The organism is Achromobacter sp. NPDC058515, assembly GCF_042721735.1.
GTDB lineage: Bacteria > Pseudomonadota > Gammaproteobacteria > Burkholderiales > Burkholderiaceae_B > Achromobacter.
On sequence record NZ_JBHXNI010000018.1, the window covers coordinates 24,537 to 47,277 of the forward strand.

The following is a 22,741-nucleotide window of genomic DNA, read 5'->3' on the forward strand; positions in this document are numbered from 1 at the left end:
GCGATCGGGCGTGCCGATGGCGCGGATGCGGTCATGCTGCCGGTGAAGTTCACCTGGTTGTCCCCTGCCTGTTATGCGGCGTGGCGCCGTGTTTTTCTGACTCGCTTGCCTGAAAGCGCGGGTTGATTTACGCTTTGCGGATAAGTTGTCAGGCAACTTTATTAAGTTGTCCGATAAATCATAGGGCAAGCGTTTTTCTCGTGTCAAGCGGTGGATTCAGGAGTTCAATCGGAATTGCCGCGGCTGCCGCGACGTTGCGCGGGCCCGCTCAAAACAGCGCTTCAGGAGACAGGATGATTTCGTTTGAAGGACAGGTTGCCGCCGTCACGGGCGCAGGCAACGGGATCGGGTTGGCGACGGCGCGCCTGATGGCCGCGCACGGCGCAAGGCTGGTGCTGACGGACATCGACAACGCCCGTCTGGCGGAGGTGGCGGCCGAGCTGGACCCCAGCGGGCAGCGGGTCTACACCCATGCGCTGGACGTGTCGATATCGCACGACTGCGAACGGGTGTTCGAGGCGGCGGCCCGGCATTTCGGCGGGCTGGACCATCTGGTCCATTGCGCCGGCATCTACCCGGAACAACTGGTCAAGGACACCAGCGACGAGGCCTGGCGCACGCTGATGCGCGTGAACCTGGACGGCACGTTCTACGTGTGCCGCGCCGCCCAGCGCCATCTGCGCCACGACGGCTCCATCGTGCTGCTGACGTCCCTGGCCGCGCAGCGCGGCAGCTATGCGCACGCCGCCTATTCCGCGTCCAAGGGCGCGGTGCTGAGCTTCACCCGCAGCCTGGCGCTGGAGCTGGCGCCGCAGATCCGCGTGAATGCGGTGGCGCCCGGCATCATCGCCACGTCCATGACCCACGACCTGATCGGCCAGAAGGGCGCGCAATTGCTGGAAAGCACGCCGCTGCGCCGCTTTGGCACGCCCGAGGAAATCGCCGGGACCATCGCCTTCCTGTGCTCTCCGCTGGCGGGCTTCGTGACGGGCGAGGTCATGCAGGTCAACGGCGGCATCCATATCGCGTAAAGTGCAGCGGCGGCGCCTCGGGAAAACCGGCAAAAATCCCATAATTTTCAAGGGCGCCGCCGCAGCAAGACGTCGAGACATTCCTATAAACACGGCAGTGCGCGCCGCGCGCCGCCCACACGTTTCAACGATTCCACATGCAGCCCAGTCAAGAACAAGATCCGCCGCGCGCCGCGCCCAAGAGTTCGCTGTCCGCGGCGGTGGCGGATGCGCTGGCGGACCAGATCCGCCAAGGCGTGCTGGCCCCCGGCGACCGCCTGCCGACCGAAAAGCAGCTGACCGAAAAGCACTCGGTCAGCCGCGCCGTCGTGCGCGAGGCGCTGGCCCGCCTGAAGTCCGAAGGCCTGGTCACGTCGCAGCAAGGCAGCGGCGTGTTCGTCGACCCGAACTTCCACAAGCACGCGTTCCGCATTGCCGCGCCCACGCCGGGCGACACCCAGGACCTGGAACACATCCTGGAATTGATGCTGTCCATCGAGGTCACCGCCGCGCGCTACGCGGCGCAGCGGCGCACCGATCCCGACCTGAAGAAGATGCGCCAGGCGCTGGTGGGCATGGAGTACGCGCTAATCAACGACAAGCTGGGCGACGAAGAGGACTACCAGTTCCACCAGGCCATCGTGCAGGCCACGCACAACCCGCACCTGGTGGCGCTGAACGACTACCTGGAAGCCAATGTGCGCCGCGTCATCCGCAGCGCGCGCAACAACACGGCGCGCATGTACGCCGAGCGCATGGCGGCGGTGCAAAGCGAGCACCAGGCCATCTTCGCGGCGATCGAAGCAGGCGACCCGGACGCCGCCGGCCGCGCGGCCGAGCAGCATCTGCGCAACGCGGCCGACCGGCTGCGCTTGTTCCAGGCGGAGCGTCCGGCGCCGCGCTAGGCGGGCGCCGGGGCCGCGCGGGTTTTACGCGAAGGTCTGCTCCATTTCGCGGCGGAACTGCACCGCCGTGGAACGGTCGTCGTATTCCACGTCGCGCCAGCGGATCGCTTGCGACTGGCGCACCGGGTTCTTCAGCTTGACCTGGTGCGACAGCCCCAGCGGCAGGTAGCCTTCCTCGACCGAGTCGGGCGCGGGCATCAGGCGGCCGTAGACCGTGTAGCCGCCTTCGCCGTCCAGGATCTGGCCAGCCTGCAGGTCGCGCTTGGCGGTGGCGACCACGTCGCCGTGCCAGCCGGCCGGCGCGCCCGTGGGTTCGCGGCGCAGGCCCACGCTGGCCACGCTGATGCCGAGCTCCAGCCCGATCAGGTGATAGGGCTTGTACATGGCGGTGAAGTTGCCGGAAGGGTCCGTGACCAGGCCGTATTCCTGGAAGCAGCGGCGCACATAGTCGCTGTCGGCCGCGAGCGTCACGTAGACGCCCCAGCGCAGGTCCCGGAACACCGGCCGGCCGTCGCGCTCCAGCGAGGAGATCACTTCCACCTGCCCGCGATGATGCAGGATGCCGCCCTCGTCGCGCGGGCGCAGCACGCGGGCCAGGTCGTCCACCCCGCAGGGCGGAAAGTGCAGGCCGGACGGCGAGGGCAACAGGCCCGTGGCGTTGGACACCGCCGCCATCTCGATGGCGCTCTTGGTGCCGTCCAGGAAGCTGTTGAACATCTGCGCGTTGAAGTCGCCCGCCGCCACCATTTCGGCGGTGAAGCCGTAATAGGGCCAGACGGTGTCGGGCGTGGACGTGTGGAATTCCGGCAGGTACTTGGTGCCCTTGCCGGCGGCCATGACTTCAAAGCCGCTGGCGCGCGCCCAGTCGACCATTTCGCAGATCAGCGCGGGCTGGTCGCCGTAGGCCAGCGAATAGACAATGCCAGCCTCGCGCGCGCGGCGCGCCAGCAGCGGGCCGGCCAGCGCGTCGGCTTCGACGTTGACCATGATGATGTGCTTGCCGTATTCGCAGCAGGCCAGCACGTGGCTGATGCCGGCCGCGGCCTGGCCGGTGGCGTCGATGACGATATCGACGTCGGGGCTGGCGATGATGGCGTGGGGATCGTCGCTGAAAAAGACCTTGCCGTTTTTCAGCGCGTCATTGGTGCTGCTGGCGTTGAGCGCGCTGGCCGGCCAGCCTACCCGGGTGAGCGCGGCGCGGGCGCGGTCGGGCACCAGGTCCGCCACCGCGATCAGGCGCATTCCCGGGGTGCGCGGGGCCTGGCTCATGAACATCGCGCCGAACTTTCCGGCGCCCAACAATGCAACACGCAAGGGCTTGTGGTCGGCTTCTCGCTGCTTGAGCAGACGGTGCAGATTCATGGTGCAGGCTCCTCCGGGGTGGGGGGTACAGCACCACAGGATAGTCCTAAAACATGACCGCTGAACAGGACTCAGGCATCTGCCGTATACAGCTCGCCGGCAAGCACGTTGCGCCAGTTTTGCCAGGTGATCCGGGGGCGGTCCGCGACGGCGCGGTTGTAGGGCGCGTCGAACAGGATGTGCTTCCAGCGGGGCCGCGCGGCGCCCTCGATCAGGGGCTTGTCGTCGATCAGCAGGTGGCCCTGCACCAGCGTCTTGTCCTTGGTCAGGATCAGCCGGTTGGTGGCCTCGCGTCCCAGGTGCCTTTCCACCCACAGATACTTCTCGGCCACGCAGTTCTCGAACTGCGACAGCGGCGACGAGCAGATGCGCACGTCCATGCCCAGCGCCAGCAATTCCTTTACGGCGTCGAGCGCGCCCGGCACGGGCGGCAGGTTGCGGATGAAGCCCGGCGCCGTGTAGATGGCCTCGGCCATTCCGCGTAGTTCGGGGGCGTAATCCTCGCGGATGTAGAAGGACTTGCGATCCTCGAAGGCGACCGGCGCGATGTCGGGATGGCGCGCGCGCCAGGCGTCGATGAAGGCATGCTCGAAGTCGGCCAGCACGCCGTCTTGATCCAGCAGGATGATCATGGTGAACCCAGGTGGTTGCAACCGTCCGATTGTGCCAGAGCGGGGTCAGGAATCACGCGGCCGGGACTGCGCCACGATGCGGTAGCGGCTGCCGCCCGTCAGCGATTCGGAGGCCGCCAGCACCATGCGGTCATAGCGCCACGCCAGCGGCGCGGGCGTTTCCTCGGGCGGATGGGGGTGGACGATGTTGCGCAGCAGCGTGACGTGCGGGCGAAACGGCTGGGGCGGCGCGGCCAGCCCGTAGCCCGCCAGCCATCGCCATAGTTCGTCATGCGCGGCCTGCAGGCCGGCGGGGATGTCCGCGGGGCCGGCCCAGAGGATGCGCTGGCGGCTGAACACGCCATAGCGCTCCATCGGCACCTCGCCGGGCGCTAGCCGGTGTTCGGGCGTGGCGGCGGCCAGTTCGTCCGCCAGGGCGGTGTCCACCGGCCCCAGGAACGCCAGGGTCAGGTGCAGCGTCTCGGTGCGCATGGCCCGCCCGCCGGACATCAGGCGGGCCTGTTCCGCCCAGCCGGCAAGCGATGCCGCCAGTTGGGGAGACGGCCACAGGGCGAAGAAGAGGCGGACGGTGGACATCCGCTGATTGTAGGGGTGCGCGGCTAGCGGCGGGCGGCAGCGTCAGGCGTAGTGCGCATCGCCCAGCAGCATGTCTTCGAAGAACGCGCCGAAGCGCCCTTGCGGATCGCGCAGGTGGATTTCGAGGATCCATCGCATTTCCGAAGGCGGAATCTCCAGGTCGGCCAGCGATCCCGTGTGGATCGCCGCGTGCGGGAAGTCCGATACCCGGTGCCCCGGCAGGTCGAAGTTCAGCTCCCAGCCCAGCGCGCGCGCCAGGCGGTCGGCGTAGGCATACAGTTCCTGCCCGCTCGCCCGCTCGCGCAGCCACACGCGGCGCACGTCGTGAAACAGGGCTTCGGCGTCGCGCGCGCAGCGGGCCTGGTCGGCGTGGCCGCCCACCGTGTATGACTGGCCGCCATCGCCCTCCCAGGCGTCCAGCCGGGGCGCGATGTCCAGGAAGAAAATGTCCTCTTCGCCCAGCACCACGCCGGGGGCGGAGCGCTGGCGCATGGACTTCAGTGTGTTGGCGCCGAAGCGCACGCGGGTGGGATGCCAGCTGAGCGCCATGCCTGCGTCGATCAGCGTTTGCTTGGCGAGCCTGACCGCGTCCTCTTCGACCATGCCGGGCCGGATGCGGGCGGCGATGTCGGCGATGGCCTCTCGCGTCTTGTTGCGCGCCAGCAGCATGCCGTCCACGGAAAAAGCGGGGCCGACGCGTTCGCTGGCGGGGGAGGGTGTCATCGTCATGGCGGAATTCCTGGGAAGGGCCGCGGCGGCATGCCGGGCCGGACGGGAACAGTCTGGGCGCGGGGAGCCGGGCAGGCGAGCGCTCCAGGGGACGGAATCGGGCCAGCCTGGCGCGTCCGGCGGCCAGGCCGGCGGCAAGGGGCGGTTTGGGGCCGCGATGGAACGATTTGCGGCCAGGTCCGCTCGCGCGCGCGCAGATGCCCTGGCGGTCGGCTAAGGTAGTTGCCATGAAAACCGTCGCCATCGTCGTGTTCCCCGGAGTGCAGGCCCTGGATGTCAGCGGGCCGCTGGACGTGTTCGCCGAATCCAACCGCTTCTTGCTGCCGGCGCAGCAATACCGCCTGGAAACCATCGGCCTGACGCGCGGCGCGGTGCCTTGTTCCAACGGCATGGTGATCGCGCCGCACCGCCACTATGCGGACGTGGCGGACACGCCCGACCTGCTGCTGGTGGCCGGCGGCCCCGCCTTGCCGGGGCAAAGCGAGCCCGAAGAAACGCTGGCCTGGCTGCGCGCCGCCTGCGCCAGGGCGCCGCGCTACGGGTCGATCTGCAACGGCACCTTCCTGCTGGCGCGCGCCGGCGTGCTGCGGGACGCCGTTGTCACCACCCACTGGAACGACGCGCCCGCGCTGGCGGCGCGCTATCCGGCGCTGCGGGTCGAGGCGGACAGGCTTTATATCCAGGACGGCCGCCTGCACACCTCGGCGGGCGTGACGGCGGGGATCGACCTGTCGCTATACCTGCTGGCGCAGGACCACGGGCCGGAGGTGGCGCTGAACGTGGCTAAACGCCTGGTGGTGTTCACGCAGCGCGCGGGCGGGCAGTCCCAGTTCAGTCCGTTCCTGACGCCCTTCGTCGAGGAGACCTCGGCCGTGGCGCAGGTGCAGCAATACGTGATGGGCCATCTGGGCGGCGATCTGGGCCTGGCCGAGCTGGCCGCCGTGGCCAGGATGAGCCGGCGCAACTTCTCCCGGGTGTTCCTGCGCGATGCGGGCGTGACGCCGGCGGAGTTCGTGGAGAGCGCGCGCGTGGATGCGGCGCGGGCGCGCCTGGAGCGCGACGCCGCGCCCTTGAAGACCGTGGCCTATGAATGCGGCTTTCGGGATGCGCGCCACCTGCGCGAGGTATTCACCCGCAGGCTGGGCGTGTCGCCCAGCCATTACCGCGCCAGCTTCGGATTCTGACGCGGCGGCGGAATCAGCTGCCCGCGGTTTCCGGCTTGGGGCGGCGGGCCAGCCCGGTGTCGAAACGCTCGACGCCCGGCCGGGCCGGACGGTCGAAGCGTTCCACGCCAGGACGGCTCAAACGTTCCACCCCGGGGCGATCCAGGCGTTCGACGCCCGGACGGTCGAAACGCTCCACGCCGGGCCGCGCGAACCGCTCGACCCGCGGCGGGGTGGCCGTCTTGGCCGCCACGGTTTGCGCCGCGGCCTGTTCGCGCCTGGCGATGAGCTCTTCCGCGCGCTGGTGGTGCGGCGCCATCTTGCGCACCATCACGCGGCCGTCGCGCGGAAAATAATTGATGCGGCGCGCATGCACGTCGCCCAGGTCTTGCGCCTTGACGGGGATGCCTTCGGTCTTGAGGTAGTTCAGGACGAATTCGCCGTTGCGCTCGCCGATGTTCATCTGCTGCATGGCGGCCAGCACCGCGCCGCCGCCGAAAACCTTGGCTTCCAGGCGGTCGCGCGAGGCGCCCGCCTTGAGCAGTTCGTTGATCAGCACTTCCATGGCGAAGGCGCCATAGCGCATGGTGGCCGAAGCGGGCGACTGCATGTCGCCTTCGGGGAGCATGAAGTGATTCATGCCGCCCACGCCCGTGATGGGGTCGTGGATGCAGGCGGCGACGCACGACCCGAGCACGGTCGAGATCATCAGGTTTTCGTTGGTGACGTAGTACTCGTTGGGAAGTACTTTCACCGCCTGACATTGGAACGCGCTGTCGAAATAATGACGCGTTGCACGGGCTTCAAGACGAGCGACCATTGGACTGAAATTTGGGCAAGAACGGCGATTGAGACACTAAGAAGATACAGGGTAAAGCAGCATTTGTTTCAAAACATGTACAAAAATGTCGCTTTATTCTTGCATATCCCGGCAGTCAATGGGGGAAATACTGTGTAAATGCGAAAAGCCAAAGGCCCGCGAGGATGGCTGGCAACCATCCTACACAGGCCTGTCGGCGGGCTTTCCCCGGATCACGGGGAGGAAGGGGCGTTATACGGAGCTTTAGAACCGCGTGCTGCGCGTGACGGACCAGCGGGCCGACAGCGCGCCCAGGGCGGCGGACGCAATGACCGCGCCGATCAGCACGGGCGCGCCGGGCAGATGCAGGGCGAACTCGGCCCCGTAGCTGCGCGCCAGCCCGAGCAGGGCGTCGTTTAGCGGCGACAGGGCGATGGCCGCCACGCCGATGGCCAGCAGCGAAGCCGCGGCCCCGGAGAGCGCGCCCAGGTACAGGAAGGGGCGGCGCACAAAGGATTCGGTCGCGCCGACCAGGCGCGCCACGCCGATTTCCTCGCGCTGCGAGAGCGCCTGCATGCGCACGGTATTGAAAACGGTGGCCAGCACCACCACCGCCACGCAGGCGGCCAGGAAGCCCAGCCCGATGCGGGCAAAGCGCAGGATGGCCTCCAGCCGCTGCACCCAGGCGCTGTCCAGCTGCACCAGGTCCACGTGGTTCCATTGCTTCCAGGCCCCCGCGAGCTTGTCGGCGCGCCCGGCCAGGTTGTCGCCTTCGGCCAGGGTGACCACCACCGCGTCCGGCAGCGGGTTGCCCGGCAGCACGGCCAGCGCCTGTTGCCAGGCCGGATTGGCGCGCAGGTCGGCCAGGGCGTCTTCACGGCCCACCACGCGCACGGCGCGCACGTCCTGCTGGTATTCGTCCTTGATGCGCTTGGCCACATCGGCGGCGGCGCCGGCCGGCGCGTCCACGCGCATGAACACGGTGACTTCGGGGGTGACGGACATTTCGCGCGCCACCGGCTGCACCGACACCAGGATGGCGCTGCCCAGGAGCGGCAGCGCCAGGGCCAGGGCCATGACCAGCAGGTTGGCGAGCGAGGAGAACGGTTGCTTGATCAGCCGGCGCAGGGTGACCAGGAGCGCATAGCGGTGTTGCCGCAGCCAGGCGTTCATGCGGTCTCTCCCGAATGGTCGCGGCCAGGCGCGGCGCGGCCGGGTTCGGTCCGGCCGGGCGCGGGGCGTCCGGCGTCGGAGGGCGGCGGCGCGCCGTTGCCGTGGGAATCGGCGAACTTGCCCGGATCGATGCGCAAGGTGCGCGAGGCGTAGCGCGCCATGAGTTCCTGGTCGTGCGAGGCGATCAGGGTGGTCACGCCGACGCGGTTGAAGTCGCGGAACACGTTCATGATGCGCTGCGCGTTGTCGTGGTCGAGGTTGGCGGTGGGTTCGTCCGCGATCAGGATGGCGGGCCGGTTCACGATGGCGCGGGCGATCGCCAGGCGCTGCTGTTCGCCGCCCGACAGCTCGATGGGATTGAGGTCTTCCTTGCCCGACAACCCCACTTTGTCCAGCGCGGCGCGGGCGCGCGCCGCGGCCGAGCCCCAGGCATGGCCCGTGACCGCCAGCGGCAGCATCACGTTTTCAAACGCGCTGCGGTCAAACAGCAGATGGGTGTCTTGCAGGATGACCCCCACCGCGCGGCGCAGATAGGGCCGGGCGCGCGCGGGCAGCTTGTCCAGCCGCTGGCCGTTGACCTGGATGGACCCGCGGCTCGCGGGCTCCAGCCCGCCGATCAGCTTGAGCAGTGTGGATTTGCCGGCGCCGGACGGCCCCGATACGAAAACGAATTCTCCCGCGCTCACGCGGAAGTTGATGTCGGCCAGGATATTGCGGCCGCGACCATATGATTTGAATACGTGCTGGAATTCGATCATGGCGGCTGTCAGATGAAGCCGCAATAGTAACTCGGGGACACTAAGGTGGCCTACACCTCTTGGCGGGGCGGCGCCCGGACGGCTTCGGCGGCACGGCCGGGACGGGCTTGCACCCGGGGAAACGGTGTCCCCGATTTTGTCTGAAAACAGCGTTTCATTTCATCCAGTGTCCCTATATTTCAAGGGAATTCCCGGATGCGCCGCCTGCGGCGCGGACGCTACCATCCGCCCCATGCATGGGCCCAACCCGGCCTGCGCAAGGATTCGCTTCATCCCACACGGAGATCACGATGAAAGTACTGAAACTCGCTGCCATTGGCGCCGCCCTGCTCGCTGCATCCGCGGCTGCCAATGCGGGCGCGACCTTCGATAACGTCAAGAAGAAAGGGTTTGTCCAGTGCGGGGTTTCAACGGGCATTCCGGGGTTCTCGATCGCGGACAGCAAGGGTGAATACAAGGGCATCGACGTGGACCTGTGCCGCGCCATCGCCTCGACCATGTTCGGCGACGCCACCAAGGTCAAGTTCACGCCGCTGAACACGCAGCAGCGCTTCACCGCACTGCAGTCCGGCGAAGTCGACGTGCTGACCCGCAACACCACCGTGACGCTGACGCGCGACACGACGCTGGGCCTGATCGGCGTGGGCGTGAACTACTACGACAGCCAGGGCGTCATGGTCTCCAAGGACCTGAACGTCAAGAGCGCCAAGGAACTGAACGGCGCCACGATCTGCGTGCAGCCCGGCACCACCACCGAGCTGAACCTGGCCGACTGGTTCCGCGGCCAGAAGATCGAGTTCAAGCCTGTCGTGATCGACAAGTACGACGAAATCATTCGCGCCTTCTCGGCCGGCCGCTGCGACGCCTTCACGACCGACAAGTCGCAGCTGGCTTCCACCCGCACGACGCTGGAGAATCCGGACAAGTTCATCATCCTGCCGGAAGACTTCTCCAAGGAGCCGCTGGGCCCCATGGTCCGCCAGGGCGACGAGCAATGGTTCAACGTCGTGCGCTGGTCGCTGAACGCCATGCTTGAAGCCGAGGAATACGGCATCACCAAGGCCAACGTCCAGGAAATGACCAAGAGCCCCAACCCCAACATCCAGCGCATCCTGGGCGTGACCCCGGGCATGGGCAAGAACCTGGGCGTGGACGACAAGTGGGCGTTCAACATCATCAAGAACGTGGGCAACTACGGTGAAAGCTTCGAGGCGACGCTGGGCAAGAGCAGCGCGATGAAGCTGGAGCGCGGCTTGAACGCTTCGTACAAGCAGGGTGGCTTGATGTACGGCTGGCCGGTGCGCTAACACACGGCTGCCTGGTAAAACGGAGCCTCGCGCTCCGTTTTGCCTGGCCCGCCACCGCGCGGGCGGCAGGAGTGGGTGGCCTGGTCTTTCCGGCCTTGCCGCCCGGTGTCCGACTTCTGTAGATTCATCATGACGACTCCCAATAAAAACGTCCCGATTTCGGCACCCCCCCGGCGTCTGAACTGGAACGATCCCGGCGTACGCTCGGTGGTCTACCAGGTGCTTGCGCTGACCGCGGTAGCCTGGGCCGTGTGGTTCCTGGTTTCAAACACGCTCCACAACCTGTCCGTGCGCAACATCGCCACGGGCTTCGGGTTCCTGAACCGTGAGGCCGGGTTCGCGATCGGCGAAACGCCCATCGCCTACACCCCCGCAAACAATTACGGCCGCGCCATCCTGGTCGGCCTGCTCAACACCCTGCGCGTGGCCGTCATCGGCATCGTGCTGGCGACCATCCTCGGCACCCTGATCGGCATCGGCCGCCTGTCCAAGAACTGGCTGGTCAAGAAGATCACCTCGGTCTACGTCGAGGTGATGCGCAACGTGCCGCTCCTGCTGCAGCTGTTCTTCTGGTATGCGCTGATCACCGAAAACATGCCGGGTCCGCGCCAGGCGCACAATCCGCTGCCCGGCGTCTTCATTTCCAACCGCGGGCTGAAAGTGCCGGCGCTGGAAGGCAATTCGCTGGACTGGATGCTGGCCGGGCTGGGATTGGCCATCGTGGCGATCATCCTGCTGGGCCACTGGGGCAAGAAGCGCCAGGAAGCCACGGGCCGCATTTTCCCGCTGGGACGCGCGGCCATCGGCCTGCTGATCGGCTTTCCCATCATCGGCTGGCTGGTCAGCGGCGCGTCGCTGACCTTGAACATGCCGGAGCTCAAGGGCTTCAACTTCTCGGGCGGCCTGACCTTGTCGCCGGAATTCGCCGCATTGCTGGCGGGTCTGGTGATCTACACCTCGGCGTTCATCGCCGAAGTGGTGCGTTCGGGCATCCAGGCCGTCAACAACGGCCAGTGGGAAGCCGCCGGCTCGCTGGGCCTGCCGCGCGCCAAGGTGCTGCGCCTGGTGATCCTGCCGCAGGCGCTGCGCGTGATCATCCCCCCGATGACCAGCCAGTACCTGAACCTCACTAAGAACAGCTCGCTGGCCGTGGCCATCGGCTACCCCGACATCGTGTCGGTGGTGAACACGACGCTGAACCAGACGGGCCAGGCCATCGAGGGCATTCTCATCATCATGGGCGCGTACCTCACGGTCAGCCTGTCGATCTCGATATTCATGAACTGGTACAACAAGCGCATCGCGCTGGTGGAGCGTTGAGATGAGCAGCACTACGCATACCCCCAGCGAAGCCCTGCCGCCGCCCAGCAATCAGGTCGGCGCGTGGGCCTGGCTCAAGACCCGCCTGTTCTCCACCCCGCTGAACATCCTCATCACGGTGCTGCTTGCGTGGTTCCTGCTGATGGCGGTGCCGGCGCTGGTGGAATGGGCCTTCATCAAGGCCAACTTCAGCGCGACCAACGCCCAGGAATGCCGAGCTTCCGGCGGCGCCTGCTGGGCGTTCATCATCGAGAAGCACCGGCTGATCCTGTTCGGCACCTATCCCTTCGATGAACAGTGGCGGCCCCTGATCGCCACCGTCATCCTGGTGGGGGTGATCGTCTGCAGCGGCATCCGCCGCTTCTGGAACTGGAAGCTGGCCGTCATCTGGACCGTGGGCCTGACGGCCGTGGCGCTCCTGATGTGGGGCGGCGTGTTCGGCCTGACCTACGTGGAGAACGCGCGCTGGGGCGGCCTGCCGCTCACGCTCATCCTGTCCACGTTCGGCATCGCCTTCGCGTTCCCCATCGGCGTGCTGCTGGCCCTGGGCCGGCGCTCGAAGATGCCCGCCATCAAGGCGCTGTGCGTCGTGTACATCGAGCTGATCCGCGGCGTTCCGCTGATCAGCCTGCTGTTCATGTCGTCGGTGATGCTGCCCTTGTTCCTGCCGGAAGGCTTCTCCATCGACAAGCTGCTGCGCGCGCAGATCGCGATCATCATGTTCGCGGCGGCGTACATCGCCGAAACGGTGCGCGGCGGTTTGCAGGCGATCCCGAAGGGGCAGTACGAAGGCGCGGATTCGCTGGGCCTGAACTACTGGCAGCAGATGCGCAAGATCATCCTGCCGCAGGCGCTGAAGATCGTGATTCCGCCGCTGGTCAGCATCTTCATCGCGCTGTTCAAGGACACGTCGCTGGTGGTGATCATCGGCATCTTCGACCTGACGCTGGCGGCCAAGGCAGCCTTGTCCGACGCGGCATGGCGCGGATTCGGGGTGGAGGCGTATCTGTTCATCTCGCTCATCTACTTCGTGTTCTGCTTCTCCATGTCCAAATACAGCCAGGCGCTGGAAAAACGCCTGGCCACCGATCACGCACGCTAGCAATTTGCCGCGCGTCCGCCGCAAGGCGGGCGCGCCCAGCGATACTTACGGGAGTACAGGCATGTCGGATGCCATTATTCGTTTGCAGGACGTGAACAAGTGGTACGGCCAGTTCCACGTGTTGCGCAACATCAACCTGGACGTCGCGCCAGGCGAGCGCATCGTGGTGTGCGGACCCTCGGGTTCGGGCAAGTCCACGATGATCCGCTGCATCAACCGGCTGGAAGAGCACCAGAAGGGCCACATCATCGTGGACGGCACGGAGCTCACCAATGACCTGAAGCACATCGAGACCATCCGCAAGGACGTCGGCATGGTGTTCCAGCACTTCAACCTGTTCCCGCACCTGACGGTGCTGGAGAACCTGACGCTGGGCCCCATGTGGGTGCTGAAGAAGCCGCGCGCGGAAGCGGAAGCGACGGCGATGAAGTACCTGGAGCGCGTGCGCATCCCGGAGCAGGCCAAGAAGTTTCCCGGCCAGCTGTCGGGCGGCCAGCAGCAGCGCGTGGCGATCGCGCGTTCCTTGTGCATGAACCCCAAGATCATGCTGTTCGATGAGCCGACTTCCGCGCTGGATCCGGAAATGGTGAAGGAAGTGCTGGACGTGATGGTCAACCTGGCCCAGGAAAGCGGCATGACGATGATATGCGTGACCCACGAAATGGGTTTTGCGCGCAAGGTCGCCAACCGCGTGATCTTCATGGACCGCGGCGAGATCATCGAGCAGAACAGCCCGGACGAGTTCTTCGATAACCCGCAGAACGACCGGACCAAGCTCTTCCTGAGCCAGATCCTGCACTGAGCGTCACAAAGGTGTCTGACACCGGCGTCACAAAGGTGTCTGACACCGGCCTCAAAACCGCCTTCGGGCGGTTTTTTCATTGGCCGGCCGTGGTTCATTCCGGGGAAATCCGGCCCATCTGCCTGGTATCCCTTTGTTACGCCGTTCTCTTGCCTGCGGTATGCTACTGACCGCCATTGATCCGGAGGAGAACACCATCATGACGAATACCCCCCGCAGCGCTGTGCGCCGCGCTCTGTTGCAAGGCGCCGTGGCGCTGGCCGCCACCCTGCCTTTCGGCGCGCCCGCGCTGGCGCAAGCCGCCGATTTCCCGGCCAAGCCGATCCGCTTTGTCGTGCCTTATCCGCCTGGCGGCCCGTTGGACACCATGGCCCGCATGCTGGCCGAGAAGGTGCGCGGCTCGCTGGGCCAGCCCGTGATCGTGGAAAACCGTTCGGGCGCGGGCGGCAACATCGGCGCCGACCTGGTGGCCAAGGCCCCGGCCGACGGCTATACGCTGGTGATGGGCGCGGTCGCGACGCACGCGATCAATCCCTGGCTGTTCGCCAACCTGCCGTATGACCCGGTGAAGGATTTCGCGCCGGTGACGATCGTGGCGTCGGTGCCGAACGTGCTGGTGATGAACGTGGAGTTCGCGCAGAAGAACAAGATCGAGAAGCTGGCGGACCTGATCGACTATGCAAAGAAGAATCCGGGCAAGCTGAACTACGGTTCGGGCGGCAACGGCAGCGCGGGCCATCTGTCGGGCGAGCTGCTGAAGGCGCGCGCGGGCATCAATGTCGAGCACATTCCCTACCAGGGCGCGGCGCCGGCGCAGTTGGCGCTGCTGTCGGGGCAGTCGGATTTCATGTTCGACAATCTGGCGGCGTCGGCGCCGTTGATCAAGGACGGAAAGGTGAAGGCGCTGGCGGTCACGACCGCCAAGCGTTCGTCGCTGCTGGCGGATGTGCCGACGGTGGAAGAGTCGGGGGTCTCGGGATTTGACCTGGGGACGTGGTTCGGGGTGTTCACGACGGGCGGGACGCCTGCGCCGGTGGTGGCGAAGCTGAACAAGGCCTATGCGGAGGCGATGCAGCAGCCGGATGTCAAGCAGCGGTTGCTGACGATGGGCTCCGAGGCGGGTGCGATGACGCCTGAGGCGTTTGCGGAGTTCGTCAAGGGCGAGAAGGCGAAGTATCAGGAGATCGTGAAGATCTCGGGTGCTAGTTTGAATTGATTGGTTTGTATTGACGGGCGGCTGCTGGTTCTTTAGCCGCCCGTCGCGTTGGCGGCCTGCGCTGCGCGCAATGCGCGTTGGCTTGCCGTTAGGTTGTGATTTATGCTGGTTGTCCTTTGAATGCTGCCAAGGGGCCGTCATGCAATTGAACGCCGCGATTCCCATTTTGCGTATCTTCTCGGTGGAGAAGGCGCGCGAGTTCTATCTGGATTTTCTGGGGTTCTCGTGGGATTGGGAACATCGGTTTGAAACGGGAGTGCCGCTTTATGCGCAGGTGCACCGCGGGGATCTGGTCCTGCATCTGAGCGAGCATCATGGCGATGCGACGCCCGGGTCCGCGGTGTTTGTGCGGATGCAGGGCGTGGATGAATATCACGCCGAGGTCAGCGCCAAGCGCTATGGGTATATGCGGCCGGGCGTGGAAGACATGCCCTGGGGGCGGGTGATGGCGGTCATCGATCCGTTTGGCAACCGCCTGAGTTTTTGCGAAGACAAGGACTAGGCCCCGAGGGCTAGACGCCCAGGTAGCGCTGCGCCAGTTCGGGTTGCGCGGCGAGTTCGGCGGGGCTGCCTTGCCAGACGACGCGGCCTTTCTCCAGGACGTGGTGGCGGTCCACCAGGGTGGCCATTTCCTTGAGATTCTTGTCGATCACCAGGATGGTCTGGCCTTCGTCCTTCAGGCGGCGCAGGCAGTTCCAGATTTCCTGGCGGATCAGCGGCGCGAGGCCCTCGGTGGCTTCGTCCAGGATGAGCAGGCGGGGGTTGATGAGCAGCGCGCGGCCGACGGCCAGCATTTGCTGTTCGCCGCCGGAGAGGGTGCGGGCGGATTGGGCGCGGCGTTCCTTCAGGCGCGGGAACAGTTCGAAGACGCGGCCCACGTGCCAGCCGGCCTGCGTGTTGCGGGCGGTGGCGATCAGGTTTTCTTCCACCGACAGCGATCCGAAGACGCGGCGGCCTTCGGGCACGAGACCGATGCCCAGTTGCGCGATGCGGTGCGGGGGCAGGCCGTTGATGGGCTTGCCGCCCAGCAGGATGCTGCCGCCTTGCGCGGGCAGCATGCCCATGAGCGTCTTGACGGTGGTGCTCTTGCCCATGCCGTTGCGGCCGATCAGGGAGACGACCTGGCGCGGCGCGATGTCCAGGTCCACGCCGAACAGCACCTTGCTGGCGCCGTAGCCGGCTTGCAGTTGTTTGACTTGCAGCATCAGTCTTCCTCGCCCAGGTAGGCGGCGCGCACGTCGGGGTGGCGGCGCACCTCGTCGGGGGCGCCGGTGAAGATGGTCTTGCCGTAGACCAGCACGGTGACGCGGTCGGCCAGCGCGAAGACGGCGTCCATGTCGTGCTCGACCAGCAGGATGGCGTAGCGGCCCTTCAGCTCCTGCAGCAGCGCCGTCATGCGCTGGGACTCCTCGGCGCCCATGCCGGCCATGGGTTCGTCCAGCAGCAGCAGGGACGCGTCCAGCGACAGGGCCATGGCCAGTTCAAGCTGGCGCTTCTCGCCGTGCGCCAGGGCCGATACGCGCACGTGGGCGCGGTCGCCCAAGCCGACGCGGCGCAGCGCCTGCAGGGCGGGTTCGCGCAGCCGCGCCTGGCGGCGGGCGTTCTTCCACAGGTTGAAGCCGCCGGCGCTGTGCGCCTGCACGGCCATGGCGACGTTGTCTTCGGCGGTGAAGTCGGGGTAGAGCTGGCTGATCTGGAAGGATCGCGCCAGCCCCGCCGCGGGCCGCTTGTGGGCGGGCATGCGGGTGATGTCGGCGCCGTCGAGCAAAATGCTGCCGGCGTCGGGCAGGATCTCGCCGCTGATCTGGGACAAGAGCGTGGTCTTGCCCGCGCCGTTGGGGCCGATCAGGGCGTGCAGTTCTCCGGGCCTGACCTCCAGGTTGACGCCCTGCGTCGCCTGCACGGCGCCGAAGGTCTTCCGCAGGCCGCGGATTTCCAGCTTCGGACGATCAGTCATTGCTTCTTCCTCCGACCAGCCAGCCGTAGACGCCGCGCTTGCCGAACAGCACCACCAGCACCAGCACGGGGCCCAGGATCAGCATCCAGTGCTCGGTCCAGGCGGTGGCGACCTGTTCCAGTCCCAGGTACACGGCCACGCCCAGCACGGGGCCGAAGATGGAGCCCATGCCGCCCAGGATCACCATGGCCATGAGTTCGCCAGACTTCTGCCAGGCCGACATGTCGGGGCTGACGAAGAGCGCGTAGTTGGCCCACAGCGCGCCCGCGAGCCCGGCGCCCGCGGCCGACAGGACGAAGGCGGTGAGGCGGTAGCGCAGCGGCGCGAGGCCCAGGCCGATGCTGCGGCGCGGGTTCTGCTTGATGCTTTGCAGCGCCATGCCGAACGGCGAATTGACGATGCGCCGGCACACCAGCACCCAGGCCGCCAGCAGCGCCAGGCACACGTAATAGAAGGTGGCGGGGCGGTTCAGGTCCAGGCCGGGCAGGGTGTTGCGCGCGTCGATGGACAGGCCGTCGTCGCCGCCGTAGACCATCAGGCCCACCAGGATGAAGTACAGCATCTGCCCGAAGGCCAGCGTGATCATGATGAACTGCACGCCCGAGGTGCGCAGCGACAGGAAGCCCACCACCAGTCCGGCCAGCGCGGCCGCGGCGACGGCCAGCGGCCACATGACCAGCGCGGCGTTGCTGCCGCTCCAGCCGAACAGCGTGTCGCCCTGGCCCAGGTGAAAGCCCACGATGCCGATCACGTAGCCGCCCAGCCCGAAGAAGGCGGCATGGCCGAAGCTCACCATGGCGCCATAGCCCAGGATCAGGTCCAGGCTGACGGCGGCGATGGCGTAGATGAGAAAGCGCGTCATCAGGTTGACCAGGAAGGCTTCGCCCGTGGCCGACGCGATGGCCGGCACCAGGGCGAACAGCAGCAGCCCGATCGTGTTGACGATGATTTTTCTTGCGGGGATGCGGGTGTCAGACACCGGAATGCGAAGGGTGTCAGACACCGGAGTTTGGCTGGTCATGGGTATCGCTCCTAGCGCTGGGCGGGCACAAGACCGCGCGGCCGGAACAGCAGCACGATGGCCATCAGGATGTAGATGCTGGCGGACACCAGGCTGGAGCTGGCGGAGTCCGACAGTTCGGGCGGCAGCAGGCGCGACATCCAGAACGGGATGTAGGCGCGCCCCAGCGCGTCGGTCATGCCGATCATCAAAGAGCCCACGAGCGCGCCGCGCACCGAGCCCACGCCGCCCACCACGATGACCACGAAGGTGGTGATCAGGATGCGTTCCCCCATGCCGATTTCCACGGCCAGCAGGGGCGCGGCCATGACGCCGGCAAAGCCGCACAGCAGCGCGCCCAGCGTGAAGATGAGGGTGAACAGGCGCTGGATGTTCACGCCCAGCGCGTCGACCATCTCGCCGTCGTCGGCGCCGGCGCGCACCAGCATGCCGACCCGGGTGCGCGAGATCAGCAGCCACAGGCCCAGCGCCACCAGCGCGCCCGCGCCGATGAAGGCCAGCCGCATGATGGGATAGTTCAGCCCGGGCAGGAGCGTCACGGAGCCCGACAGGAACGGCGGAATGTCCATGAAGGGCGGGCTGCGCCCGAACAGCACCGTCACCAGCTCATTGGTGAAGAGCGTCAGGCCCAGCGTGGCCAGCACCTGGTCCAGGTGGTCGCGGCGGTACAGGTGGCGGATGACCAGCAGTTCGACCACCAGTCCATACAGCGCCGCGCCCGCCAGCGCGGCCAGCACGGCGGCCGCGAACGAGCCCGTGGACGCGGCCGCGCTGGCCGCGCAGAACGCGCCCACCATGTAGAACGAGCCGTGCGTCAGGTTGATGACGTTCATGATGCCGAACACCAGCGTCAGGCCCGCCGACAACAGGAACAGCAATGCGCTGTATTGCAGGCCGTTCAAGACCTGCTCCAGGAACATCAGCATTGGAACTCCTTGTGGAGTGAGGCGGCATGGCGGGCTGCTGCGCGCAGCCCGTCATGCGCGGCGCGGGCCTACATCTTGCAATCCGCCGCGTGGACGTCGGTGTGGTCGCGGGCAAGCACCTTCAGGTTCTTGTAGACGAGCTTGCCGTCCGGGCCGGCCTCGATGTGCAGCAGGTACCAGTCCTGGATGGGATGCTGGTTCGAGCCGAACTTGAACTTGCCGCGCACGCTGGGAAAGTCTGCTTTACGCAAGGCGTTGCGGAAGTCGTCCGCGCGTCCGGCGATGTCGCCGTCGACAGCCTTCAGGCCCGAGGCGATCAGGTTGGCGGTGTCGTAGGCCTGCGCCGCGTAGGCGGTGGGCGCGCGGTTGTAGGCCTTGGTGAAGGCCTCCACGAAGTGCTTGCTTTGGGGGTTGTCCAGGTCGGCGCTCCAGAGCGAGCTCAGGTAGAAGCCCTTGCCCGCCGTGCCGGTCGCCGCCAGCATGCGGTCGTCCATCGAATAGATGGGCGTGATCATCTTGATCTTTTCGGCCAGGCCGGAATTGGCGAACTGCTTGGTCAGGTTGATGCCCGCGCCGCCCGGGTGGAACTGGAAGATGGCGTCGGGGTTGAGCGAGCGGATGCGCGCCAGTTCCACCGAGAAGTCGGCCTGCTCCAGCTTGGTGTAGATCTCGTCGGCGATCTCGCCCTTGTAGGTGCGCTTGAAGCCGGCGACGGCGTCGCGCCCGGCCTGGTAGTTGGGCGCCATGATGACCACGCGCTTGGCGCCCAGCTCATTGGCCGCCATGCCCGCGGTGTCCGCGTACGAGTCGTTCTGGAACGCGACGGAGAAGTAGTTGGGGTTGCAGGCCTTGCCCGCGTAGTTGGACGGGCCGGCGTTCAGGCTGACGTAGAACGCGCCGGCGTTCAGCACGGTGGGACCGACCGCGGCCATCACGTTCGAGAAGTTGATGCCGGTGAACAGGCGCACGCCGCCCTGCACCATCTTGTCGGCGATCTGCTTGGCGTTGGCGGGCTTGAGCGCGTCGTCCTCGACACGCACGTTGACCGGCACGCCGCCCAGCTTGCCGCCGCCTTCCTTCACGGCCAGCATGAAGGCGTCGCGTTCGTCTTCGCCGATGTAGCCGGCGGGCGTGGACAGGGTGCCGATGAAGCCGATGTCCACCGGTTTCTGCTGCGCGCTGGCCGCGTATGAAGCCAAGGACAGCATGATGGCGGCGGTGCCGCGGATTGTGGTTCTTTTCATGGTTGTCTCCTCTTGCGATTATGTTTTTTTGCCGCCGAGCCGCCTCAAGGCGAAAAGCGCCCCCCGGGGGCAGCAAGCACGCGCAGCGTGCGCGGCGTGGGGCATTTTTTACTGCGCACTATTCCCCGCCGTGAGGCAGTTTTCCACCTTCCATCCGTACAGCCACTGCAACGCGTCATAGAACTGGGACTGGCTGCGGCCCGTCCACAGCATGTTGCGCACGGTGCGTTCCACCCCCCGCGCATGATAGAGCCTGCCCATCTCCCGGGTCGACCAGACCACGCGCGCGCTGCGCGGAATGCGGACCGATTCGTACAGCCGGAAGGCGGCTTGCAGGTCGTGCCCGCAATGCCGGACGGCTTCGCCCAGGGTCACGGCGTCTTCCAGCGCCATGCAGGCGCCCTGGGCCATGTATTGCGTCATGGGGTGGGCGGCGTCGCCCAGGATGGTGGCGCGGCCCTGGCCCCAGTGCTCGACGGGTTCGCGGTCGGCGGTGGCCCAGCGCTTCCAGGAGGTCGGGCGGTCCAGCATCTGGTGCGGACGCGGATGGATGCCCTGGAAGTACGACAGCACCTCTTCCTTGCTGCCTTCGCGCACGCCCCATTCCTCTTGTTCGCGGCTGTGGAAGGTGACGACCAGGTTGTACTGCTGCCCGCCGCGCAAGGGGTAGTGCACCAGGTGGCAGTGCGGGCCGGCCCACAGCACGGGCGCGTTGACGCGCAGCTCTTCGGGCATGTTGTCGCGTTCGATCACGGCGCGGTAGACCACGTGGCCCGTCACGCGCGCCGGGTCGCCCACCATGCGTTCGCGGACCACGGACTTGACGCCGTCCGCGCCCACCAGCGCATCCGCGCGGTAGCGGTTGCCTTGGGTGTCCACGACCTCCACGCCATGTCCGTCCTGCGACATGCCGGCGATCTGGGTCGACGTGCGAAAGCGGATCAGCGGATTCTGCTGCACGGCTTCCAGGATGGACAAATGGATGTCGGCGCGATGGATCACGGCGTAGGGGCCGCCGAAGCGGGCGCGGAAGGCGCTGCCCGTTTCGATGCGCACGACTTCCCTGGCGTCCACCGCGTCCATCATGATGATGTGGTCCGTGAACACCGCGCGCATGCGCGCCGTCTGGCCCACGCCCAGGGCATCCAGCGCCGCGAAGGCGTTGGGCCCGAGCTGGATGCCGGCGCCGATCTCGCCGATGTGCGCGGCCTGCTCCAGCAGCTGCACGGCAATGCCTTGCCGCGTCAGCGCCAGCGCGGCGGCCAGGCCGCCGATGCCGCCGCCCACGACGATCACGGATTGCGCTTTCGGTTTTCCTGCCAAGCTTGTCGTCATATCGGAGTCCCGCGCCGGTTCAGTCCTGGCCGCCCAGGAAGGCGCCCTGTTTTCGGAGTTGCGCCTGCAAGGCGGGAATGGGCACGGCGCCGGGCGCGATGCCCGCGCGCAGCGCCATCGCCGAGGCGGTGCCCGCCGCCTCGCCCATCACGAAGCAGCTGCCGCTGACGCGCGCGGCCGACTGGCCCTCGTGCGTCATGGAGGCGCAGCGGCCCGCCACCAGCACGTTGTCCGCCACGCCCGCGCCGCGTTTGGGCACCATCATGCGAAACGGAAGCTGGTTGTAGCCGCGCGATTCGGGGATGGGCGGCCACACCCATTGCACGTCGCCGGCCGTGTGCATTTCCAGCGGCCAGCCGTTGACGCCGATGCTGTCCGGAAAATCCGCGCAGCCCAGCACGTCCTCCTTGCTCAGCACCGCCTCGCCCACGATGCGGCGCGTCTCGCGTATGCCCAGCTGGGGCGCGATGTCCAGCACGTAGGCCTGTTCGAAACCCGGCACCTTGGCGCGCAGAAAGGCCAGGTACTGGACGATCTGGCGGCGGCCTTCGAGTTCGCCCGCCGACAGCGAGCCGGCGTCGGTGCCGTCGGCCGCGCTGCCGTCCGCGTTGGCCAGCTGGGTCACGTTGACCCGCCATTCGTAGTCGTGCTTTTGCGGGCGCACGATGGCGCCGCGGCGCGGGAAGGTGAATTCGCCGCTGGCCGCGGCCTCGTCCATGAGCTGGGGAATGGTCTTCCAGGCCTCTTGTGCGCGCGCGCCGTCCACGTTGCCCACCTTGAACATCAGCGTGGGGTAGAGCATGCGGCCGTGCTCGTCGCCCTTTTCGAACGGCAGGCCGCCCCACTGGGCGATGTCGGCGTCGCCCGAGCAGTCGATGAATACTTTCGCGCGCACGGCGCAGCGGCCGGACTTGGTTTCCAGGAACAGCGCGTCCACGCGGCCGTCCGCGTCCCGCGTGAGGCCCGTGGCCAGGGCATGGAACAGCACCTGCGCGCCGCTGTCCTGCACCAGCCCGTCGGCCGCGCATTTGAAGGCCGAGATGTCGTAGGCCTGGGCGTGGATCTTGCCCAGGATCAGATGCGGATCGTTCAGCCCGTCCATCGCGCGCATGCGGTCCAGCAGGTCGTCGGTCATGCCGTGCACCACCTGCCGGATATCGCCGTGGATGTTGGCGTGCAGCCCGCAGAAGTTGGACACCCCGGCCGCCGTGCCCATGCCGCCCAGAAAGCCGTAGCGTTCCACGAGCAGCACGCGGGCGCCGTTGCGCGCGGCGCTGGCGGCCGCCAGCACGCCGGCCGGGCCGCCGCCCAGCACGACGACTTCATATTCGCCATGGAGCGGTATCTGGCGGGCGGGTTCGGTGATGAGCATCTGATTCTCCTTGCGTATTGCGGTTGCTGCGG

At 66.8% G+C, this 22,741-nt stretch carries 23 protein-coding genes; 9 read left to right on the forward strand and 14 right to left on the reverse strand.

Annotation, left to right across the window (positions count from 1 at the left end):
- The first annotated feature begins 293 nt into the window (after positions 1-293).
- Positions 294-1,031 carry an SDR family NAD(P)-dependent oxidoreductase gene (locus tag ACFWP0_RS25300; RefSeq protein WP_377846833.1) on the forward strand — a complete coding sequence of 246 codons (738 nt, stop codon included), beginning with the start codon at positions 294-296 and terminating at the stop codon, positions 1,029-1,031.
- 137 nt (positions 1,032-1,168) lie between these two features.
- The gene (locus ACFWP0_RS25305) at positions 1,169-1,915 is read left to right on the forward strand and encodes a FadR/GntR family transcriptional regulator (RefSeq protein ID WP_377846835.1); all 747 of its coding nucleotides are present in this window, start codon (positions 1,169-1,171) and stop codon (positions 1,913-1,915) included.
- A 24-nt stretch (positions 1,916-1,939) separates the two neighbouring features.
- Here the strand turns inward: ACFWP0_RS25305 and ACFWP0_RS25310 are convergent, their stop codons facing one another.
- The 4 genes from ACFWP0_RS25310 to ACFWP0_RS25325 form a co-directional block, all read right to left on the reverse strand.
- Positions 1,940-3,277: an NAD(P)H-dependent oxidoreductase gene (locus tag ACFWP0_RS25310; protein WP_377846837.1), complete on the reverse strand. Its 1,338-nt coding sequence runs from the start codon at positions 3,275-3,277 to the stop codon at positions 1,940-1,942.
- Between the two features lie 71 nt (positions 3,278-3,348).
- Entirely contained in the window at positions 3,349-3,909 is a 561-nt protein-coding gene (locus tag ACFWP0_RS25315; protein WP_377846839.1) for a 5'-3'-deoxyribonucleotidase, read from the reverse strand.
- 45 nt (positions 3,910-3,954) lie between these two features.
- Positions 3,955-4,485, reverse strand: coding sequence for an RNA 2',3'-cyclic phosphodiesterase (gene thpR / locus ACFWP0_RS25320; RefSeq protein ID WP_377846841.1), 531 nt, complete (start codon positions 4,483-4,485; stop codon positions 3,955-3,957).
- A gap of 42 nt (positions 4,486-4,527) precedes the next feature.
- Positions 4,528-5,214 carry a M24 family metallopeptidase gene (locus ACFWP0_RS25325; protein WP_377846843.1) on the reverse strand — a complete coding sequence of 229 codons (687 nt, stop codon included), beginning with the start codon at positions 5,212-5,214 and terminating at the stop codon, positions 4,528-4,530.
- A gap of 227 nt (positions 5,215-5,441) precedes the next feature.
- Here ACFWP0_RS25325 and ACFWP0_RS25330 point away from each other — a divergent pair, with 227 nt between their 5' ends.
- Positions 5,442-6,398, forward strand: coding sequence for a GlxA family transcriptional regulator (locus ACFWP0_RS25330; RefSeq protein WP_377846845.1), 957 nt, complete (start codon positions 5,442-5,444; stop codon positions 6,396-6,398).
- Positions 6,399-6,411: 13 nt separating this feature from the next.
- Here ACFWP0_RS25330 and cheD read toward each other — a convergent pair whose 3' ends face one another.
- The 3 genes from cheD to ACFWP0_RS25345 form a co-directional block, all read right to left on the reverse strand.
- Positions 6,412-7,197: a chemoreceptor glutamine deamidase CheD gene (cheD, locus tag ACFWP0_RS25335; RefSeq protein WP_377846847.1), complete on the reverse strand. Its 786-nt coding sequence runs from the start codon at positions 7,195-7,197 to the stop codon at positions 6,412-6,414.
- A 243-nt stretch (positions 7,198-7,440) separates the two neighbouring features.
- Positions 7,441-8,349 (reverse strand): cell division protein FtsX, encoded by a 909-nt coding sequence (locus ACFWP0_RS25340; protein ID WP_377846849.1) that lies wholly within the window; start codon positions 8,347-8,349, stop codon positions 7,441-7,443.
- Positions 8,346-9,107 carry a cell division ATP-binding protein FtsE gene (locus tag ACFWP0_RS25345; RefSeq protein ID WP_377846851.1) on the reverse strand — a complete coding sequence of 254 codons (762 nt, stop codon included), beginning with the start codon at positions 9,105-9,107 and terminating at the stop codon, positions 8,346-8,348. The genes ACFWP0_RS25340 and ACFWP0_RS25345 overlap by 4 nt, the downstream gene beginning before the upstream one ends.
- A 290-nt stretch (positions 9,108-9,397) precedes the next feature.
- Between ACFWP0_RS25345 and ACFWP0_RS25350 the strand changes: the two genes are divergently transcribed.
- From ACFWP0_RS25350 to ACFWP0_RS25375, 6 genes are all read left to right on the forward strand, one after another.
- Positions 9,398-10,414 carry an amino acid ABC transporter substrate-binding protein gene (locus ACFWP0_RS25350; RefSeq protein ID WP_377846853.1) on the forward strand — a complete coding sequence of 339 codons (1,017 nt, stop codon included), beginning with the start codon at positions 9,398-9,400 and terminating at the stop codon, positions 10,412-10,414.
- A 129-nt stretch (positions 10,415-10,543) separates the two neighbouring features.
- Positions 10,544-11,734 carry an amino acid ABC transporter permease gene (locus ACFWP0_RS25355; protein ID WP_377846855.1) on the forward strand — a complete coding sequence of 397 codons (1,191 nt, stop codon included), beginning with the start codon at positions 10,544-10,546 and terminating at the stop codon, positions 11,732-11,734.
- A 1-nt stretch (position 11,735) separates the two neighbouring features.
- Positions 11,736-12,836, forward strand: a complete 1,101-nt coding sequence (locus tag ACFWP0_RS25360; protein WP_377846857.1) for an amino acid ABC transporter permease — start codon at positions 11,736-11,738, stop codon at positions 12,834-12,836.
- A gap of 61 nt (positions 12,837-12,897) precedes the next feature.
- On the forward strand, positions 12,898-13,638 hold the full coding sequence (locus ACFWP0_RS25365; protein WP_377846859.1) for an amino acid ABC transporter ATP-binding protein: 741 nt from the start codon (positions 12,898-12,900) through the stop codon (positions 13,636-13,638).
- Positions 13,639-13,837: 199 nt separating this feature from the next.
- Complete coding sequence (locus ACFWP0_RS25370; protein ID WP_377846861.1) at positions 13,838-14,854, forward strand: Bug family tripartite tricarboxylate transporter substrate binding protein; 1,017 nt, start codon at positions 13,838-13,840, stop codon at positions 14,852-14,854.
- 139 nt (positions 14,855-14,993) lie between these two features.
- Positions 14,994-15,356: a glyoxalase superfamily protein gene (locus ACFWP0_RS25375; RefSeq protein WP_377846863.1), complete on the forward strand. Its 363-nt coding sequence runs from the start codon at positions 14,994-14,996 to the stop codon at positions 15,354-15,356.
- A 10-nt stretch (positions 15,357-15,366) separates the two neighbouring features.
- Here ACFWP0_RS25375 and ACFWP0_RS25380 read toward each other — a convergent pair whose 3' ends face one another.
- The 7 genes from ACFWP0_RS25380 to ACFWP0_RS25410 all read right to left on the reverse strand — a co-directional run bounded on the left by ACFWP0_RS25380 (position 15,367) and on the right by ACFWP0_RS25410 (position 22,709).
- Positions 15,367-16,059, reverse strand: coding sequence for an ABC transporter ATP-binding protein (locus ACFWP0_RS25380; protein WP_377846865.1), 693 nt, complete (start codon positions 16,057-16,059; stop codon positions 15,367-15,369).
- Complete coding sequence (locus ACFWP0_RS25385) at positions 16,059-16,811, reverse strand: ABC transporter ATP-binding protein (RefSeq protein WP_377846867.1); 753 nt, start codon at positions 16,809-16,811, stop codon at positions 16,059-16,061. Before ACFWP0_RS25385 ends, ACFWP0_RS25380 begins: the two co-directional genes overlap by 1 nt.
- A complete protein-coding gene (locus ACFWP0_RS25390) occupies positions 16,804-17,832 on the reverse strand; it encodes a branched-chain amino acid ABC transporter permease (protein ID WP_377846869.1) in 1,029 nt (342 codons plus the stop codon). Before ACFWP0_RS25390 ends, ACFWP0_RS25385 begins: the two co-directional genes overlap by 8 nt.
- An 11-nt stretch (positions 17,833-17,843) precedes the next feature.
- Positions 17,844-18,758, reverse strand: coding sequence for a branched-chain amino acid ABC transporter permease (locus tag ACFWP0_RS25395; RefSeq protein ID WP_377846871.1), 915 nt, complete (start codon positions 18,756-18,758; stop codon positions 17,844-17,846).
- 68 nt (positions 18,759-18,826) lie between these two features.
- Entirely contained in the window at positions 18,827-20,002 is a 1,176-nt protein-coding gene (locus tag ACFWP0_RS25400) for an ABC transporter substrate-binding protein (RefSeq protein WP_377846873.1), read from the reverse strand.
- A gap of 108 nt (positions 20,003-20,110) precedes the next feature.
- Positions 20,111-21,337, reverse strand: coding sequence for a 3-hydroxybenzoate 6-monooxygenase (locus ACFWP0_RS25405; RefSeq protein ID WP_377846875.1), 1,227 nt, complete (start codon positions 21,335-21,337; stop codon positions 20,111-20,113).
- A 19-nt stretch (positions 21,338-21,356) separates the two neighbouring features.
- Positions 21,357-22,709 carry an FAD-dependent oxidoreductase gene (locus ACFWP0_RS25410; protein WP_377846877.1) on the reverse strand — a complete coding sequence of 451 codons (1,353 nt, stop codon included), beginning with the start codon at positions 22,707-22,709 and terminating at the stop codon, positions 21,357-21,359.
- Positions 22,710-22,741: the final 32 nt, after the last annotated feature.

What these genes read in the sequence shown, in the direction of transcription:
- thpR (WP_377846841.1), bottom strand. Translation starts at nt 4,485, where the DNA reads ATGTCCACCGTCCGCCTCTTCTTCGCCCTGTGGCCGTCTCCCCAACTG.
- ACFWP0_RS25390 (WP_377846869.1), bottom strand. Translation starts at nt 17,832, where the DNA reads ATGACCAGCCAAACTCCGGTGTCTGACACCCTTCGCATTCCGGTGTCT.
- ACFWP0_RS25325 (WP_377846843.1), bottom strand. Translation starts at nt 5,214, where the DNA reads ATGACGATGACACCCTCCCCCGCCAGCGAACGCGTCGGCCCCGCTTTT.
- ACFWP0_RS25300 (WP_377846833.1), top strand. Translation starts at nt 294, where the DNA reads ATGATTTCGTTTGAAGGACAGGTTGCCGCCGTCACGGGCGCAGGCAAC.
- ACFWP0_RS25385 (WP_377846867.1), bottom strand. Translation starts at nt 16,811, where the DNA reads ATGACTGATCGTCCGAAGCTGGAAATCCGCGGCCTGCGGAAGACCTTC.
- ACFWP0_RS25395 (WP_377846871.1), bottom strand. Translation starts at nt 18,758, where the DNA reads ATGCTGATGTTCCTGGAGCAGGTCTTGAACGGCCTGCAATACAGCGCA.
- ACFWP0_RS25405 (WP_377846875.1), bottom strand. Translation starts at nt 21,337, where the DNA reads ATGACGACAAGCTTGGCAGGAAAACCGAAAGCGCAATCCGTGATCGTC.
- ACFWP0_RS25360 (WP_377846857.1), top strand. Translation starts at nt 11,736, where the DNA reads ATGAGCAGCACTACGCATACCCCCAGCGAAGCCCTGCCGCCGCCCAGC.
- ACFWP0_RS25375 (WP_377846863.1), top strand. Translation starts at nt 14,994, where the DNA reads ATGCAATTGAACGCCGCGATTCCCATTTTGCGTATCTTCTCGGTGGAG.
- ACFWP0_RS25370 (WP_377846861.1), top strand. Translation starts at nt 13,838, where the DNA reads ATGACGAATACCCCCCGCAGCGCTGTGCGCCGCGCTCTGTTGCAAGGC.
- ACFWP0_RS25410 (WP_377846877.1), bottom strand. Translation starts at nt 22,709, where the DNA reads ATGCTCATCACCGAACCCGCCCGCCAGATACCGCTCCATGGCGAATAT.
- ACFWP0_RS25365 (WP_377846859.1), top strand. Translation starts at nt 12,898, where the DNA reads ATGTCGGATGCCATTATTCGTTTGCAGGACGTGAACAAGTGGTACGGC.
- ACFWP0_RS25330 (WP_377846845.1), top strand. Translation starts at nt 5,442, where the DNA reads ATGAAAACCGTCGCCATCGTCGTGTTCCCCGGAGTGCAGGCCCTGGAT.
- ACFWP0_RS25305 (WP_377846835.1), top strand. Translation starts at nt 1,169, where the DNA reads ATGCAGCCCAGTCAAGAACAAGATCCGCCGCGCGCCGCGCCCAAGAGT.
- ACFWP0_RS25380 (WP_377846865.1), bottom strand. Translation starts at nt 16,059, where the DNA reads ATGCTGCAAGTCAAACAACTGCAAGCCGGCTACGGCGCCAGCAAGGTG.
- cheD (WP_377846847.1), bottom strand. Translation starts at nt 7,197, where the DNA reads ATGGTCGCTCGTCTTGAAGCCCGTGCAACGCGTCATTATTTCGACAGC.
- ACFWP0_RS25310 (WP_377846837.1), bottom strand. Translation starts at nt 3,277, where the DNA reads ATGAATCTGCACCGTCTGCTCAAGCAGCGAGAAGCCGACCACAAGCCC.
- ACFWP0_RS25340 (WP_377846849.1), bottom strand. Translation starts at nt 8,349, where the DNA reads ATGAACGCCTGGCTGCGGCAACACCGCTATGCGCTCCTGGTCACCCTG.
- ACFWP0_RS25345 (WP_377846851.1), bottom strand. Translation starts at nt 9,107, where the DNA reads ATGATCGAATTCCAGCACGTATTCAAATCATATGGTCGCGGCCGCAAT.
- ACFWP0_RS25350 (WP_377846853.1), top strand. Translation starts at nt 9,398, where the DNA reads ATGAAAGTACTGAAACTCGCTGCCATTGGCGCCGCCCTGCTCGCTGCA.
- ACFWP0_RS25355 (WP_377846855.1), top strand. Translation starts at nt 10,544, where the DNA reads ATGACGACTCCCAATAAAAACGTCCCGATTTCGGCACCCCCCCGGCGT.
- ACFWP0_RS25400 (WP_377846873.1), bottom strand. Translation starts at nt 20,002, where the DNA reads ATGAAAAGAACCACAATCCGCGGCACCGCCGCCATCATGCTGTCCTTG.
- ACFWP0_RS25315 (WP_377846839.1), bottom strand. Translation starts at nt 3,909, where the DNA reads ATGATCATCCTGCTGGATCAAGACGGCGTGCTGGCCGACTTCGAGCAT.